This is a genomic window from Streptomyces sp. NPDC028368, assembly GCF_055565615.1.
Genome location: NZ_JBVHTY010000025.1, coordinates 22793 through 39330, shown reverse-complemented (window position 1 = coordinate 39330; position 16538 = coordinate 22793). Strand labels below are relative to the sequence as shown.

11 protein-coding genes and 3 pseudogenes are annotated in these 16538 nt (G+C 67.6%); 4 read left to right on the top strand and 10 right to left on the bottom strand.

All coding sequences use genetic code 11. The features are described 5' to 3' along the window. Positions 1 to 162 precede the first annotated feature (162 nt). Both ACZ4S3_RS37310 and ACZ4S3_RS37305 read right to left on the bottom strand, forming a co-directional pair. Positions 163 to 2514: a hypothetical protein gene (locus tag ACZ4S3_RS37310; protein ID WP_467942913.1), complete on the bottom strand. Its 2352-nt coding sequence runs from the start codon at positions 2512 to 2514 to the stop codon at positions 163 to 165. An 89-nt stretch (positions 2515 to 2603) separates the two neighbouring features. Then, positions 2604 to 2822 (bottom strand): annotated as a pseudogene (locus ACZ4S3_RS37305) (helicase associated domain-containing protein); the annotation flags it as partial. Between the two features lie 21 nt (positions 2823 to 2843). Between ACZ4S3_RS37305 and ACZ4S3_RS37300 the strand changes: the two are divergent. Further along, a complete protein-coding gene (locus tag ACZ4S3_RS37300) occupies positions 2844 to 3155 on the top strand; it encodes a hypothetical protein (RefSeq protein ID WP_467942912.1) in 312 nt (103 codons plus the stop codon). Then, complete coding sequence (locus ACZ4S3_RS37295) at positions 3100 to 3498, top strand: transposase (RefSeq protein WP_467942910.1); 399 nt, start codon at positions 3100 to 3102, stop codon at positions 3496 to 3498. The genes ACZ4S3_RS37300 and ACZ4S3_RS37295 overlap by 56 nt, the downstream gene beginning before the upstream one ends. A gap of 332 nt (positions 3499 to 3830) precedes the next feature. On the opposite strand, the gene ACZ4S3_RS37290 is transcribed toward ACZ4S3_RS37295, so the two are convergent. From ACZ4S3_RS37290 to ACZ4S3_RS37270, 5 genes and pseudogenes are all read right to left on the bottom strand, one after another. Next, on the bottom strand, positions 3831 to 4538 hold the full coding sequence (locus ACZ4S3_RS37290; RefSeq protein WP_467942908.1) for a DUF6262 family protein: 708 nt from the start codon (positions 4536 to 4538) through the stop codon (positions 3831 to 3833). Between the two features lie 8 nt (positions 4539 to 4546). Further along, positions 4547 to 7246: a tyrosine-type recombinase/integrase gene (locus ACZ4S3_RS37285; RefSeq protein WP_467942907.1), complete on the bottom strand. Its 2700-nt coding sequence runs from the start codon at positions 7244 to 7246 to the stop codon at positions 4547 to 4549. Then, a complete protein-coding gene (locus tag ACZ4S3_RS37280; protein WP_467942905.1) occupies positions 7243 to 8511 on the bottom strand; it encodes a tyrosine-type recombinase/integrase in 1269 nt (422 codons plus the stop codon). The genes ACZ4S3_RS37285 and ACZ4S3_RS37280 overlap by 4 nt, the downstream gene beginning before the upstream one ends. A gap of 37 nt (positions 8512 to 8548) precedes the next feature. Next, positions 8549 to 9251 (bottom strand): annotated as a pseudogene (locus ACZ4S3_RS37275) (DNA polymerase III subunit alpha); the annotation flags it as partial. Positions 9252 to 9408: 157 nt separating this feature from the next. Further along, complete coding sequence (locus ACZ4S3_RS37270; protein WP_467942903.1) at positions 9409 to 10359, bottom strand: TIGR03620 family F420-dependent LLM class oxidoreductase; 951 nt, start codon at positions 10357 to 10359, stop codon at positions 9409 to 9411. A gap of 107 nt (positions 10360 to 10466) precedes the next feature. Here ACZ4S3_RS37270 and ACZ4S3_RS37265 point away from each other — a divergent pair, with 107 nt between their 5' ends. Next, complete coding sequence (locus ACZ4S3_RS37265; RefSeq protein WP_467942902.1) at positions 10467 to 11057, top strand: TetR/AcrR family transcriptional regulator; 591 nt, start codon at positions 10467 to 10469, stop codon at positions 11055 to 11057. Between the two features lie 882 nt (positions 11058 to 11939). Here ACZ4S3_RS37265 and ACZ4S3_RS37260 read toward each other — a convergent pair. Further along, positions 11940 to 13409, bottom strand: coding sequence for a UDP-N-acetylmuramoyl-L-alanyl-D-glutamate--2,6-diaminopimelate ligase (locus ACZ4S3_RS37260; protein ID WP_467942900.1), 1470 nt, complete (start codon positions 13407 to 13409; stop codon positions 11940 to 11942). Positions 13410 to 14220: 811 nt separating this feature from the next. Between ACZ4S3_RS37260 and ACZ4S3_RS37255 the strand changes: the two genes are divergently transcribed. Beyond that, a complete protein-coding gene (locus ACZ4S3_RS37255; protein WP_467942898.1) occupies positions 14221 to 14472 on the top strand; it encodes a hypothetical protein in 252 nt (83 codons plus the stop codon). 740 nt (positions 14473 to 15212) lie between these two features. On the opposite strand, the gene ACZ4S3_RS37250 is transcribed toward ACZ4S3_RS37255, so the two are convergent. Further along, the gene (locus ACZ4S3_RS37250; protein WP_467942985.1) at positions 15213 to 15644 is read right to left on the bottom strand and encodes an RNA polymerase sigma factor; all 432 of its coding nucleotides are present in this window, start codon (positions 15642 to 15644) and stop codon (positions 15213 to 15215) included. Further along, positions 15572 to 16346, bottom strand: a pseudogene (locus ACZ4S3_RS37245) (UvrD-helicase domain-containing protein); the annotation flags it as partial. The pseudogene ACZ4S3_RS37245 and the gene ACZ4S3_RS37250, both read right to left, overlap by 73 nt. Positions 16347 to 16538: the final 192 nt, after the last annotated feature.

Genomic DNA, 16538 nt, shown 5'->3' with positions numbered 1-16538 from the left:
ACGAATTCCCCTTATGAGAACTGTCTAGACCGACAGGTATTTCGACTCAGGATGCGGATGCGGGCGATGATGGTGGTGGAAGGCGGATGCCACATGGCCTGGCCTATGGGGGACCTCTGCACCTGGTGGATCCCTGGAGCACTGACCGACACCATGCGACCATCAGTGCGTCGTGACAGTCTCGGTCTGCAGGTCGGTACGTTCCCCGCTGCCGTCGACGGCCGAGAGCGTGGCGACGAGCGTGACGCGGTACGTGCCGGCCTGGTCGGCGCGAAACTCGTGGCTGCCGGCGATTGGGATGGCGGTGGTGGGGTCCACCACCCCGCTCGGAGAACTGATCTCCAGGCGAAGCTTGGTTCCCGGCGGGTTTCTCGCGCAGTCCCACCGCACGTCCGCGGTGCCACCCAGTGGGACCGTAGACGGCTCGACGCCGAACGTCCCGATGCGCGGTGTGACGACCTCCAGGCCCGTACGCCGGGTGAACGCGCTGCTGAAGCCGTCCAGCCGACCGTTGTCTGTCACTCGGGCAAGTGCCTCGCGCCAGAAGCCGAGGTTGCCGCCGGGTTCCAGAGCACTGTCTCCGAAGATGCGTTCCACCTCTGGCCGCTCGTAGTCGTTGCGTTGGCCCCAGTGCAGGATGGCGTTCATGTTCGGGTTACGGGCCAGGGCGACGGCGTAGTCGACGAGTTCCTGGCTGCCGCTGACGTCCCGCAGACAGGCCACCTCCACCGAACAGGTGCGGTCGAACTTCTGCATGCCGATCAGCGCGCTGGACCGCGCCGAGAATCGCAAGGCCGCGTACCCCACGAATGCCTTTCCGCGGAATTCCTGCATCGTCTCGTAGGCGATCAGCGCGTCCACGAACGCGATCACCTTGTCGTCGAAGGCATCGAAGAACACTTCGACGGAGTCGACATTGACGTTGCAACTCACGTCCAGGTAGTCGTGGGTGTCCATCACTGCATAGCTGATGGCGTCGAAGTCCTCGTCGCCCTGCTGGCTGGAGAACGCCTTGTTGGCAATGAGTTGCCAGGTGAAGACGCCTGCAGCTCGCCGCAGCGGGTTCGGGTCGTCGGGCCCCAGCAGCTTGTTCTTGATGCCCTCCATTGCCTCTCCGAGCCTGGTGTCATCGTCAAAAGCGTCCAGAATCGCCGCGAGGACAGCGAGGATCAAAAATAGTTCGGGGATCAGGAGAAGGAGGCCGGCCCCGCCAGCGGCAGCGACGGTGGCTATGCCCACGCTCACCACCGCGCCGTTGCTCTTCACGAAGTTCTCAACCTCATGGATGGACTCTTCGATCACTCCTTTGAGGAAGCTCTTGTCTGCGCAGGCGCGTTCGAGCATCGAGGGCGCCTGCGCCTGTCCGGGGTGGTCCGGGTCGGGAGTGTAGGCGTGAGTGGTGCCGGCGTTCGTGAAAAGCAGTGACTGGGTCCGCGGGTCGAAGCCCGCAATGTCGCCTACTCGTTCCGCGCGCCCGGGTACGGCGGCTGTCAGCGGCACCTCCCAGCGCCTGGTGATGCCGACACGGTTCATGTGGAAACCATCGTGCGGGGTCAGGCAGACGGCGATCTGCAGGAACCGGGACGGGTCATGCTGCACGCCCGCTGGATCCGTGTAGAGCTCCCCTTCCTGGTCCTTGATCTGCTGCTTGATGTCCTGCCAGTCGGACAGCCGACGTCGTTCGTGCAGCGCGTATTGCGGTACGGCAATAAGCACGACCGAGTAGATGACGCCGAACCGGCCGGCCGACACTAGGACGGCGTCCAAGACGTTGTTGTCGCGGATGATCTCGAAATTGTCCGGCCCACCCAGTTCCTCGCCCCGGAACTGCAGGCTCATCAGGAAGTCGTCGGTGAGCGGTGGGGCGTCCCCGTTGACCCTCTCGATCCAGTAGTGCTTTCCGCCGTCAGTGACGAGGTGCAGGGCCACCACGGCATCGGCCAGCGGCGGGCGGTCCCAGTCCCCGCCGTGCGTTCCCGTACTCAGCGCTCCAACTACTGTCTGCCCGCCGGCGCCACCTAGCGTATGGAACGCCCAAGGGCCGCCGTACCGCGGGTCGTTGAACCGATGGTTCATTACGCCAGCCAGCGTCGTACTGTCGCCGACGTCGATGAGCTGGTCCATCTCCGCGTAGAGCTGGTAGATGCGTTTCCCCGCCTCGACATGGAAGAGATACGTCCGATGCCCCCTCTGCTCGGCAACGTGTTTGGACTTGAGGAAGCCACTGTTAAGGCACCCGGGAACGACATTGTGCAGAGTCTGCGCCATGGCGACGTGAGCGTTGCGCGGATCGTTGGTCTCGATGAACGTGTCATCACTGACAGCCGCCTGTGAGAGCGCCCAGTGGGAGCCCGCCGCCTTCAGCCGTCGGCCGGGCGGGCGGTGCTGACACAGCTCGATCAGTTCCGGCAGCGACCGGGGATAGCCGATTGTGGGGGCGTCTGGGATGTGAGCTGTTCTGGGGTCGTCGTGCTTCCGCGTCCAAGGGCTGTTGAAGACTCTGTCCATACCCATACCGGTCCTCCTCCAGCCGCTCCTTCTAGTGGAACCCGCCCCCGCCACCGGCGCATCTCAGTGCGGCATCCCCGGGGCCGCCTCGGGCTTTAAGCAGCCCAATCCAGACCGAGGGCGGCCAGCGCGGCCCGCTGGTCTCCGGTGAGCTTGTCCCGCCTCGCCTTAGTGTTCGACACCCACACGCCCAGCTTGACGACCACCGGCTCCGCCTCGCCGTCGACGGTGATCTCCTCGGCGTGGCCGCGCGGCACCAGCCGGTCCGCTCCTTCCCGCTCCACCCACTGCGCGAGGGCCGCCAGGCCGCCTTGGTCGAGGTGGGCAGCCATGCGGTGCTGGATGCGGAACTCGCCGGCTGCCGCACCGGGGAAGTCACCCTGGCCGGCCGCCTGCCACGCTCGCTTGGCCCGGGCCAGCTCGTCCTGGCCGACCGTGAGTTCCTCGGTGTCCCGTTGTGGCAGGCCTTCACCGCCACCGGCGCCGATCTGCTGTGGCGGGTGCCTGCCAACCGCGTCCTGCCGGTCATCAAGCAGTTCCGCGACGGATCATGGCTGTCACAGATCCGGGCGGGCAGCGGTCCCGCCCGGCATGAGCCGGTCACCGTCCGGGTCCTGGCCTACCAGCTTAAAGGGCCAGGTCAGTGAGGGTGCAGCTGACGGCTACCGGCTGGTTACGACCCTGCTGGACGCCCGACGCCATCCAGCCCGGCAACTGGCCGCGCTCTACCGCGAACGCCGGGAGGTCGAGTCCGTCTTCGCCGAGATCAAGACTTATCAGCGCGGCGCACGGGTCGTACTGAGCAGCAAGACCCCCGATGGTGTCCGTCAGCAGATCTGGGCGCATCTGCTGGTCCACCACGCCCTGCGCGAACTCATGCTGAGAACGGCTGCCACCCGTGGCCTGGACCCCGACCGGGTCTCCTTCACCGAGACTCTGCGCTCTGCCCGGCGCAGTGTGACTGTCACGCCGGGCAGCTTTTCCCCCTGACCTCTTGGTCAGAGCCCTGGTGATGCTCCAGCAGGACCTTCTCGAACGACTCCTGCCCGCCAGACGCCTGCGCAGCCAACCCCGCGTCGTGAAGCGCAAGATGTCCAACTACCGACTCAAACGCGCTGAACACCATGCCTAGCCACAACCCACCCGCACCGGCGCGCAAGCCATCCTCATCACAAGACCCCAACCCGCAGGCCCATAACGCAACGGCATTGGGCCTAAACCGCCGCAAACCGACTAACAGTGCAGGTCAGGACGTGTGGCCAATGGCGATGCTCAGAGTGGCCAACTAGCGCGCTCAGTCACACGGGCGCATGCCACGGACGTCAGCCGGGCCGCTTTCCGGCCTGCGGGCCGTCGCTACCGGGGGGCTGCCCGCTGGAGCTCCAGGACCTGCATCTCAAGATCGGTGACTCGTTTGTCGGCGAAGCGCAGGTTTGACCGGGCTCCTTCGAGTCGCTCCTGCAGCAGTCGGTGGTCCCGGGTGAGCTGCTGGACACGGTGCTTGAGGTTCGTGTTCTCGGTGACCAGGGCGTCGACGGATTCACCGGGTGCGGTCTGACTGAGGTCCCGCAGGTGGCCCATGAGTTCGCCGAGGCGCTGCCGCTGAACGAAGATCTCCTTTTGTGCGCGGTGAGCTCGGCTTCGGCGTTGAGGGCCCGCTCCCGCCAGGTGGCCTCGATGGCTTCGTGTTCGGCGGCGGTGGCGCGGTCGTGGCGGCTCTTGCTGTCCGCGATGGCTGCCTGGACTCGGGCGCGGGCGTCGGGGTTCTCGTACAGGAAAGTGGCGGAGACGGCTGCGCGTGCTGCGATGCCGCGCACGGTGAGCCGGCCGCGCTCGCGGCGCAACTGGGCGATGGCCGCATCGACGTCAGTCAGCTTGCGCTCCGTCTGCCGTCTCCGGGCGGCGACAGCCGCCGCGGTCTGCCCCGGAACCGAGGCCAGCGAGCAGGTGCTGGCTCCCGCGTTCAGCTCCATGACGCTGGCCGAGGCATCCTCGCCGCTGTTCTCGGCCGCTACGGGTGCCAGGTGCATGTCGCTTGTCACCAGTCTTCCTCCACGTCGTCGTCCATGTCGTCCTCCGGGACGTCGTCGGGTGCGCCGGTGTCGATCGGCATCTCGCCTTCTTGCCGGGCAAGCTCCTGGGCACGAAAGGCTGTGCTCCACACCCTCCCGAAGTAGTCCTGGGGGCGCCGCAGGTCGAGCGCGAGGGCGTCCTCGAGCAGGCCCAGGCTGGCCAGTGCCTTCTCCAGTCCGTCGATGGCCCGCGCGGTCGGCTCGAAGAGCTGGTGGAGGTAGTCGGCGGTGGCGCTGTCCGGCACCCCTTCGGCGAGCGTGCGCCAGTGCTCCCGCTTGCGGTGCCAATAGACGAGGTCCGCTCCGGACATGACGAACTTGTCGCAGTTGTGGCAGTTCAGCTTCCACGGGCAGTTTCCGCCGTCGACCACGGGCTGGAAGGTGCAGAAACCTCCCTCGGCAGGAGTGGACCTGCGGGTGAGGTCCAGGGCGAGGGCCTCGGCCTCCTCCCGGCTCATTGGTGCGCCGTCGGACAGCAGGACGCCGGGCTCGGCGGTGCCGGGGCCGGTGACCCACAGGGCGGTCAGCGCGTCGTTGAGCTTGGGATCGTCGTGTGCCAGATGCACATAGTGCTCGGCCATCTCCTTGGAGATCTGCCCCAGGTAGCGCTTCACGTGGACCAGGTCGGCGCCGTTCTTCAGCAGGTTGGTGGCCAGGGTGTGCCGGGCCTGATGGGGGACGCCGTGACCGAGGGCGAGGGTGACCAGCCACTCCCTGAAGGAATCGAGGAACCCACCGTGGCTGACGCCCCGGAGCAGGTTGCGGTTACGCACCCTGCTCGGGAACAGCGCGATGGCCTTGCACTCCGCTGATGTCGGCGGGCGGCCATAGCGCTGGATGAACAGGGCGCGGGTCTTGGCCTGGCGCTGCTCGATGCGGGCAAAGAGCCGTTCGGGGATGCGGATGGCCTGGTCGTAGTTACCGACCTTCGTCTGGTCGTGCCAGAACAGCGGCAGGCCGGCCAGCCGAGCGATACAGGCGTAGCGAACTTGGAGAACCTCGTTCGCCCGGCGCCCCGTCATGACCAGGGTCTCCCAGGCGTCCCGAAGACCGCGGTCCGTGGGGTCGAAGTCCTCCATCCGTTGCAGGTTCTGCTCGTCGGCCAGGGCGCGCGCGAGGTCGTCGGGAAAGGGCGAGCGGCGCCGAACGGGAGGGCGGTACGAGGGGATGGCGACGATGAAGGCGCGATCCAGGCCGATGGGGTCGGTGACGCCCGCATGCAGGGCGTCGCGCAGGATGCGCCGGCAGCCGCCGAACACGTGCGCCAGCATGTTCGGTCCGTGCTTGGACGGCTTGCCGGTACGACGGTCACCGGGGCCACGGCGCTGCAGACCCAGCGTCGGCAGCCGGTGTGCGGCCCGGTGCCGTTGGTCGGTGGCAAAGTCGATGGCCAGGGCCTTGTCAAGCACGCGCGGGTCGTGCCCTCCGCCAAGAGCCCCGGCTTCGAGGAAGGCGCTCAACTCGACGAAGGCGCGCCGATTCTGGTCGAGGATGGCACCCGAACGCGGAGGCTTGGTCAGCAGCCGCTCCGCCACAGACTCCCACAGCAGATCACGCAGACAGCGCTGCGAGACACCGGTCAAGTCCCAGCACGATGCACGGTGTGGGAAGCGCACCCCGAACTGCTCCGTCTCGATGTAGCCAAGATCCTTGGTGTCCTCCCTGGCGAAGTAGACGAGCCGCAAATACCGCAGCATCGCCTTGGCGATGGACTGATGACGCAGCGGGCGCAGGCCGCGAGCCTCGAGATCGAGGTCCGCCAGCGAGTTGACCTCCTGACGTCGGCACTCCTCGGCGAGCCGCTGAATCTCGGGCAACGCCCACAGCGTCCCCTGCTGCTCATCGGGGACTTGGGTGTGACGGAACATGGCCCACTTGATCTCGGCCCGGACCAGCGGGCGCAGCCCCAGCAGGGTCAACTTGCCGTCCGAGCGGTAGAAGGAACTGGTCCGCCGACACCACCGACGGAACTCCGCCTCGTCCGCGTACGAGATGACCGGAGTGGACTTCTTCCACTCGGTCAGCATCCGGCCCCAGTTGTTCGGGACGCTCGCACCCCCCGGCTGTCCGTCCTTGCCGTAGACAAGAAAGTGGCGCCGACACAGACCCAGCAGGTGTACGGCGGCCTCCGGGCAGGCTACGACCTGGCACTGTCCGAAGTGCGGCAGCCGAGGCTGCTGCGCCGCCCACTCATGCAGGTCCTGCTCGATCCCAGACTGCTGGCGAGTCTCTCTGCGGTAGGTTCGCCAGCGGGTCTTGTGCAGGAAGCAGAGTGGGCTGTTGCCCCAGGCCGGCACATCGACACAGATCAGGCACTGAGGCGGCGTCCTGGCCCATAGGCGCGGCTTGAGCGGCTGAGCATCGCGCAGAAACTCCGCCAACGTCGCGTCCGTCCCGTGCTCCTTCCGCCTGCGCGTCCACTCTCTGTAGTGGGTCGTGCAGAACTCGCGAGTCTCCTGCACCGCCCGCTCGCAATCCGGAACTCCGCACTGCCACGCGAAGGTCGCGTGGTCAGGCGGCATGACGATGACGTCATCACGCAGCAGCGCTTCGAAGTTGGGCGCCGCGATCAAGGCGGTGAGCAACTCCAGCCGGTCCGAGGTGGTGCGACTGCTCCGCGTGCCGAGATCTACGACGGGCAGGAGTTCACGGGTCGGTTCGCTCATTCGTCCTCACCCCAGACCGCCGTCAATGCGGCCTGAAGCTTCGGCGAATGGAGATCGGGATGTCCGTAGACCTCGTCGACCATCCGGGTCGAGGACCAGTTGCCGACCACCTTGGCCACCATCGAGTCGTTGCCGGTGACGTCCATGACCTTGGCGGTTGTCGAGTGGCGGAAGCTGTGCGGCTTGATCCGTCCGGGCAGGCCAGCCCGCCGCCCGGCCCGGCGCAACACGCCGCGGGCCGCATCCGTCGTCCAGGGCTCGCCGCGGCGTGGTCCGGCCAGCTGGATCAGCAACATGCCGTGCCCGCCGGCGAACCTCGCGTACTCCGTCGTCATATACGTGAAGTAGGAGCTGATCATCGCCGGGCTCGCTCTGAAGATCTCACCGCCCGAGATGACACCGTCGGTCAACTCCCAGTCGGGCTCGCCTTTCGCAGCAGCCCGGTTCGGGTTCGACCACCGGTGGCACACGTGCACGTGCGGAGGCCCGCACTGTCCACAAGCCGCTCCGTCCCGTAGGTGCAGATCGACCAGGTGAAGCCCGCACAGCGCGCCGATCCGCATGCTCGTGTCCGACAGCCACGTCACGACCATGTCGTCGCGCGCGGTGTGCACGACGCGCTGCAACTCGGGCCGGGCACCGTCCGGCAGCATCTTCGGGTGTCGCCTACGGGTACCGCCCTTCGGAGCCAATGGGTTCGCCGGCATCGACGACTTCACGTGGCCGAGCAGCGCCCGGTCACGATCGGCCTGATCCGGCAGGCGGCTGACCGCCAGCTCGGCACGGAGACCCTCGTTCGTGCCCAGCTCCGCGCACTGGTGGAGGTAGAACCCCTTCAGGCACGCGGCCGTGACCTGGAGAGCCGAGGTCCCGTAGGGCCGCTTCGGCGGCAACCGCCACGGCTGTCCGTACGGCAGCGTCACCTTGGCGCCCACGGCCCCCATGTAGCGGTGGAGATCCCGGATGGTCACCTCGGCCGTCGTGAGCCCTTCGCGAATCCGCCATCGAAGGTGATCGACGAGGTGGTACGCGTACGTCTTCTGCGTCCCCTTCCCCTCGTAGAGCTGCAGGAAGCGATCAGACTCCTCCTCCACCGTCCCGTCCGGCCAGACGATCGTGTAGGACAAGCCACCCCCTGCTCGTGGCATCACCTGGACCCGCAGGTCCCCGAGGACCATCACACTTCGCACTCCGCACCTTCCGACGAACCCGCACGTATCGGAATGAACTGCGGTAAAGGGGAACGCCATGAACTCAGAAGCCACCTGAATGCACCATGCGGGCGCTGGGAGAGTGGTCGGTAAACCGCTCGAAGAGGAGGTTGTGCTCGAGCGGGTTCGCCGTGGCGATGTGCAGGGCGTGGTTGACCATGCTGCCTGCACCGGAGCCGCGCGCGGCAACGCGAATCCCCATCTCCCGCACGTCAGAGACGACCTGCGCGACGGTGAGGAAGTAGGTGGCGAAACCCCTACGACCGATCACAGCCAGCTCTTCGTCCATCTGCTGGAGGGCCGCGGTGTCGTGGGCGAGGCTGCGACGTGCCATCCCCGCCGCACAGTGCTCGCGCAGCAGCTGATCCGCCTCCCCCGCGCCGGGCCCGGCGCCGACGGTGGCTGGTTCGGGAAAGTGCGGTGTCCGATGGGGGGCAGGAGGCGGGCAGCGTCCAGGACGTCGGGCAGGCGGTGTGGGCGGGGTCGGCGTAGCGCACGGCGTTGGTCGGGACGGCGGGGATGTGGAGGCGGTCGGCCAGGGCCAGGGTGCGGCCGGCCGGTCCGATCCCGGGCCACTGCCGGGCAGCCCGTAGGAGAGGACCTCCAGCCGCAACGTTGTTCCCGCCCGCTCCAGTTCGCGCCACGGGGCCAGGAGCCGTTCCGCCTCGTCGGGCCGGGCGACGCAGGGCGCGCACGGGTTCGGATACGGGGCCCAGCAGGACCGCCAGGCCCTCCCGCGCGTGCTCGACCAGTGCTTGCCACGGGAACACCGGCCGACCGCCGGCGGAGACCAGGCGGCAGAGTCTCGCCCACCCGGCCCGGTTCTCGGCGAGCTAGGTGACACCTGGTCGCGACAGTTGACACCTGGGCCGGCGGGAGGCAGAGCGTGCGGAGCCGCGGGTGCCCCGTCGCCTTTCGGGCGGCGGATTCACCGCTTTCCGCATCTGGCGGTCAGGCTGTTCGGCTTGGGGTGGCCACCCGGTCATGGCGGGGCATCAGAACGGGGGCAAGCTCGCGCCATTCTCGTCGCGGCAGCCTGGCTGGGTCGGCGGTCAGTACTTGCAGGCAGACGTGGTTGGCTCCCGCTTGGAGATGCTGCTGAACGCGTCGGCGGATCCCTTCCGTGTCTCCGTAGGCGACGATCGCATCCACTAGTCTGCGACTCGGGCCGCCGACGATGTCCTCGTCTCCGAAGCCGAGCCGGCGTACGTTCGCCTCCTGGTGCGGCGCCATTGCCAGGTACCCGGTAACGTGCGCCGTGGCCACCTCCCGGGCCCGGTCGAGGTTATGGTCAAGTACGACGGCCTGCTCCACCCCGAGAAACGCATCCGGCCCCATGATCTGGCGTGCCCGTGCGGTGTGCTCGACGGGCACGAAATACGTGTGCGCGCCCCAGGTGTGTTCGACGGCCAGCTTCAGCATCTTCGGGCCCAGGGCGGCCAGCAAGCGGCGCGGGGCCGGGTCAGGTATCAAGCCATGGGCAGGTGCCGCGTTCATGGCTTCCAGGTAGGAGCGCATGGTGGTCACCGCCCTGGCGCGGGCCGGTACGGGGTAACCGTCCACTTCGTGACCGGTGCTGTCGACGCGGTGCCCGCCCAGGCCGAGTACGTAGCGTCCGGGGAACGCTTCGCCGAGCGTGCGCGCCGCGGCGGCGGTGGTATTCGGTTCCCGGAAAGCGATATTGGCGATGCCGGATGCCACGGTGATGCGCTGGGTTGCCGACAGCAGCAGCCATGCCTGGCCCACCGTGTCGCGGCCGAAGGCCTCTCCATACCAGAGGGCTCCGTAACCCAACTCCTCGATTTCCGCAGCCGATTCCCGCACACGTCCGGCGGGCTGCCTTTCGTAGGCAAAGGTCCAGATCCCGACCCGGCCGAGCTCTGCCGATGGGCCGTCCGTCATGAGACTCCTCGGTCAGTCGTTCCGGAGAGGCCCTCCGGTTGAGGTTCGCTACAATACGGAGAACCTCTCCGCTTTGTCATCCCCGGAGGCAACAGAAGGGCAGGACGATGACGACCGGACACCGCCATGCCGTTCAAGAGTTGAGGCGTAAGGATGTGCGCCTCAACCGGGAACGCCTGGTAGCCGCCGCGCAGGAAGTGTTCGCCGAAGCCGGCCCCAGTGCATCCCTCAACGAGATCGCCCGCCGGGCCGGTGTGGGCCCTGGGACCCTGTACCGTCACTTCGCGAACCGGCAGGCCCTGCTGACCGCAGTGCTCAGAGACCGGGTTCAGGCCCTGTGCGAGCACGCGGAGAAGCTGCGCACCTCGGGCTCCGCCGACGACGCCCTGTCGCAATGGCTGGGTACGTTCCTGGCCCATGCCCGTGCCAACCAAGGCATGGGCAGCGCGCTGATGGTCAACGAGCCCGACGCGCCGGGCCTCGACTGCCATCAGCTGATCCTGAACGCGGCAGACAGTCTGCTCACCCGGGCGCAACAGCACGGAACCGCTCGTGCCGACCTGACCGCCGGGGACCTGGTCCAACTCATCACCGGGATCGCGCTGTCCACGACCCGTAACGAGGACGCCGAACAGGCCCACCGGCTGTTGGCTCTCGTGCTTGATGCCGCACACGGGGCACCACGCCGAAGCAAGTGATCTCCGCCGGTCCGGGCGCGCGGACTTCTGTCTGCCGGAGCCACCTTGCCGAGTACGCCGACACCGATCTCGAAGTAGTGTCAACTGTCCAGAAAAGCAGGCGAAGGTAGCAACAAGAAAAGACCTTCTGGTGTCAAGCAGAGCGATCAGGCCAGCTGGAGCCCCAGGCTAACTCGGTATCGCGGTGTCATCTGCCGTGAAAAGTCGCAGCCCCGTACTCTCCGGCTGTGATAGTTCGCTGCGACCAGGTCATCAGCCCCACCAGTGGTGAGACCGTGCCGGATCATCCCGGCATACGAATCGGAGAGGAGTATCCGGTTCTGGAGGTCAGCACCACAGCAGGTCAGTCCCTCCTGCGCCTTCCAGAGCGCGGTTACGACGGGGGATTCAGAGAGAGTCCCGGGCTTTGGGACGCGGCCATGTTCACTGTCGTGGTTGACCGAGTTCCGAACTGCTGGGTTGCCCAGCTCGACGACGACCGATTGACGCTGGCGCCCCCCCGAGTGGCAACGCCTTGGATTCTGGGAAGAGTACTTCGACGACGTGCCGCGAGCGGTCGCGGAGTACGACCGCCGAAGGGCCCAAATCCTTGCTCAGGCTTGACTTGCGCCTTGTGAGCAAGCATCCGCTTGAGAGTCATGCTCAACTGGCCAACTACCACAGCTGGCTGTGTGTTCTGCGCCATCGATTGCTCATGCCTTTCGTCAACCTGTCCGAGCAGCTTCGCGGGCGGTCAGGCCGGCGACGGAGCGAGGGTCGTAGCGACGGACCGCTTGTGAAGTCCTTCCGCCAGGTGCGCCATTTCCACGGACGTGCTGACCAGACCGGCTCCAGTCAGGTCGGCGGCCGTCAGCCGGCACCGAGCGGCGGGGCTCTCCTGGGTTACCCGCAGAGCTCGCGGACCACAGCCATGTCGCTGAAGGGGAGCAGCTGGTCCCCGATGATCTGATACGGCTCGCTGCCCTTTCCGGCGACCAGCACGATGTCGTCCGGTTCCGCGGCGGACAGCGCGTAGCGGATCGCCGTACGGCGGTCGGCCTCCCGGCGGAAGGGGGTCCCGGTGGCCGCAAGACCGGGGGTGATCTGGTCCAGGATGGTTTCCGGGCCCTCGTTGCGCGGGTTGTCCGAGGTGAGGACACACAGGTCGGAATGCTCCCCGGCGATCTTTCCCATGGCGGCACGTTTGGTGATGTCCCGGTCGCCTCCGCAGCCGAAGACGGTGATCACCCGGCCGGTCGCGAAACTGCGGATCGTGGCGAGGACCTTCTCCAGCGAATCCGGGGAGTGCGCGTAGTCCACGATGACGCAGGCGCCCTGCGGAGTTCGGTAGCGCTCGAACCGGCCAGGGGTGGGCGGCATCCGCTCCAGGGCGCTGACGAGCGCCTGGAGGTCGTGGCCGAGCAAGTGGCATGCGGCCAGGGTGGCCAGCGCGTTCGCGACCGAGAAGCGGCCCGGTACGGGGATGGCTGCGGGGTACTTGCGTCCGTCGTGGTGGAGCGTGAATCGGCTGCCCGCGGCATCCACGACGAGGTCGGTCGCCCGGTAGTCGGCCGATGTGTCCACTGCGTACGTGGTCACCGCTCCGGGCATCAAAGCCAGGATCTGTGCGCTGACGGGGTCGTCGGCGTTGACCACCGCGCGGTCGCACAGCCCCTGGAAGAGGCTCAGTTTGGCGTTCTTGTAGTTCTCCATGCTTCCGTGGTCGTCGAGATGATCCTGGGTCAGGTTGGTGAAGACGCCGACGTTGATGAACACGTGGTCCAGTCGGCGCTGCAGCAGGCCCATGGAAGTGGCCTCCAGCACCACGCTGCCCGTATGCCGGTCGCGCATGTGACCCAGCAGGTATTGGAGGTCCGGCGATTCCGGGGTCGTCAGGACCGACCGCGGCATCGGAATCTTCCGGCCGCCGATCCGGCTGCCCGAAGTGCCGATGACGCCTACCTTCGCGCCTTCGGCGATCCGCAGGGCCGACTCGACCATGTACGAGACGGAGGTCTTGCCGTTCGTACCCGTGATCGCCACCACGTCCATCGCACGGCCGGGATGCCCGTAATAGCGGGAGGCGGCGACCGCGGCGACTGCCCGGATATCGGCCACCCCCACCACGCACACGCGCCCGGACAGGGTCCCGGGCGGCGCGGCGCAGTCTTCTGCCAGCACGGCCACCGCTCCCCGCTCCAGTGCCTCTCCGATGCGCCCGGGACCGCCCTCCTCGTGGTCCGGGACCGCGATGTACAGCGAGCCGGACGTCACCTGGCGGACGTCAAAGGTCATCCCCGCGCTGATCGGCGTTCCCAGGTCACCCTGAAGAACGTGGTGGTCGTACCCGTCGAGCAGTGCACTCAGTTTCACAACTATCCCCTCGAAGGCGGCCGGCGGCGCACTGCGCGTGCCCGGCCTGAAGGCAGGGTGACGGCGAACCGGAGACCGCGTTGACCATGACCCGGCGGCGCCGGGGTCGTGCTGACCGGCCGGTGCCGACCGCTTCGGCGCTGTGCGGTGCACATGCGGCGCGGAAGCCGGAGCACCGGCGGCGTAACGCGGGAATACGAGCGGGCCCCGCAGGGGGAGATCTGCGTGCGAGCCGGAGGGCCGGATCGGCCGAGGACCGCTACCTGTCACTACGCAACCGACTGCGGCATACGACCGGGCCGGCTCGGAACCGTGTCACGGGCCGGCCGGAGTCCAGGGGCACAACCTTCTGGCCCGGCCACGGAGGGTTGAATACAGGTGATCGGACGGAGCAGGGACCTGCCCGACACCACTGCAGTGTATGTCCATCGTCAGAGGCGGGATTCGAGGTGTGGTCCCTGTCGCCAGGATGTCCAGCCCTCGGTCGGTCTCGTCAACGCAGACGGTCAGCTGTCCGGTGAGGGTGGTGGCGCTGTGCCGGGAGATTCTGGCTATAACAGCGCGGGCCCATGGACCTGATGGCCGCACTCGAAGCAAGCGTCCGGGCCGCACGGTCACGCCGGGACGATCACTCAGGAAACCGGGAGGAACAGCGCACTGGTGCAGCACCGTTCCGGCGGCCCATGCGGTACGGGCGTGGGAGGCGCTGAGCGCGCGGCAGCGCGCGGACGTGTGGCAGGCCGCGCGAAACGGTGCCCCGACGCCGGACCCGCGAATCGCCCCCGTGGTGGTTGCATAATACGGCCGGGCCATGGCGCGTGCCACAGACCCCCGGTTGGCACTGACGCCCACCTTGGCATCCCTTGCGATCGTGCTCGTCATGATGGGGCTCGTGGCGCTGGGCCTGCCACCGGTGTTCACCCCGTTCGGCATCGTGGCCATCGTGGCGGTGGACATCGGGTACCGCCGAGGTAAGTGCCGTCAGGCCCGCGAGTACACCAAACTGGCCCGCAGCGGCCTCCAAGCGATCAAGGCAGCCCGGGGCACGGCTCACGACGGGTAGCCACTCAGCCCGACGGCAACCGCAGCCAAGCGACATACGATCCCCGCCCCAGCACGAAGGTGCCGACGACGGAGTGGACCTCGTACGACTGGACGGAGCCGGCCTCCAGGGCAGCATCACCCCGGCATGCGGTACGTACGCGATCACCGCGGTGGCGGCGGCAGAGAAGTGCGCATCGTCTTCGCGCAGGAATTCCAGAATCCGCAGGGCCGCCATCAAGTCCCGTCGGTCGGCCCATTCGGGAGTGCGGGGGATGTGGACCTCCAGGCCGGCCTGGTCGTAGCAGAGCCGCGCTTGTCGCGCCTCCCCCAAGGCCATGTGGTGCAGATACAGGCAGCAGGCGGCGCCGGTGTCGCCCGCGCCGGCGGCGAACTGCCACCAAAACTGTGCACTGTCCACGCGATCAGCCAGGTGCAGGACACAGCCCAGCACCCACGCAACCTCGGGCTCCAGGATCCGCCGGGAGAGGAACGTGCCGAGTTTGTGCAGCTCCTTGGCCACCACCGTCTCGCACAGGGTACGCAGGTGCCGGTGAAGGGCCCGGCGCGGCAGGCCGGCCCGCTCTGCAGTCCGTACGGCCACGGCGCGAGCGGGTTCCATCTGGTCGTCAAAGGTCAGCGCGCCGTGTCACATGCGCTGGGTGATCCGCGCGGTCAGCCGTGCCTCGGCCTCCTCGGTGCCGGTGTAGGGCCGGCGCGGCAGGCGCGCCTTGGCCAGCGCTCGGTCGACAGCTTCGCTCATCACATCTCCTCCCCCTCGGTGCGGTTGTCGGTGTCCAGGATTTCGCGCAGACGGTGGCGGGCGTAGCGGGCGGTGGAGCGTACGCCGGCTTCGCTGACGCCGAGGATGTCGGCGGTCTCGCCGACGGTGTAGCCCAGGCAGTGGCGCAGGACGATGGTGTCGTGCTGGCGCTCGGGCAGCGCGCGGATGGCCGTGTAGATGTTCAGGCTCTCTTCGAGTTCGCCGATCTTGTCGACGGCGTCCCGCAGTGCGGTGGTCTCGAAGGCAGCGGTGTCGATGAGAGCGGGGCGTTTGCCGCGGGCGCGGGCGCAGTCGGTGGTGCGCTGTTTGACGACCACCCATGCGTAGGCGTTGGGCTTCTCCTTGGCCAGGACGTCGGACCAGTCCAGGAAGAGCTGCTCGAAGGCTTGCGAGGCCCGAAGCGGAAGGATTGCGACAAGGCCAGGTGGGCGCCATCGGAGGTGGTCATGACGTCTTTGGCGCCGCGCCATTGGTAGATGGCCTGGGCGGAGTCGCCGACCATGACGAGCTGGGCGTGGCTGCGCTGGTTGTTGAAGATCTGTTCGACGACGGGGTTGGTGTCCTGGGCTTCGTCCAGGAGGAGGAAGTCGGTGTCGATCTTCGGGTTCGTGAGGGACCAGATCTTGAGGTACTGGTCGTGGTCGAAGCGGACTTTGCCGTCGTCGCGGTGCTGGAGGTCTGGCCATGCTTTGCGGGCGAAGGCGTGATCAGTCGGGCGAGTTGGTCGTGCAGCGAGGGGTCTTCGAGGCCGCGGAGGCGGGGGACGTGATGGTGGCTGATGGTGGGGTCGGCGGAGTGGCAGAAGCGGGTGACGGTGCGCAGGGTGGCGTAGGAGAGGGTCTTGGGTGAGAGGTCGCGTTCGCCGATGCGGACCGGCTTGGTGATGCCCAGGTCGCGTCCGGTCTGCCCGGCGGGGCGGCGGGGGGCGTTGAGCCGGCGGGTGTAGCGGTGGCCGACGGCGGCGAAGGCCAGGGAGTGGGCGGTCTTGCAGGTGACGGTGTTGGGGAAGCGAGTGGCGGCCTCTTGGGTGATGGCGCGGTTGTAGACGAGGGGCGGCCGCGGCGTTGGGTGCCGTGGGCGAGGAGGGCGAGGGTGGTGGTTTTGCCGGTGCCGGGTGGCGGTGGGCAGGCGGGGGTGCATGTGGGAGTGGTGGAGCAGGGGTCGAAGACCTCCCACTGGACGGGGGCGAGGTCGGCGGCCTGCGGGGCGGCTGCGTGGAGGGTGCAGCGTTGAGCACGCCAGCGCAGCTGTTCGGCGTAGGGCAGCGGGCCGAGGTCGTAGACGGCCATCTCGGATGTGGGGAG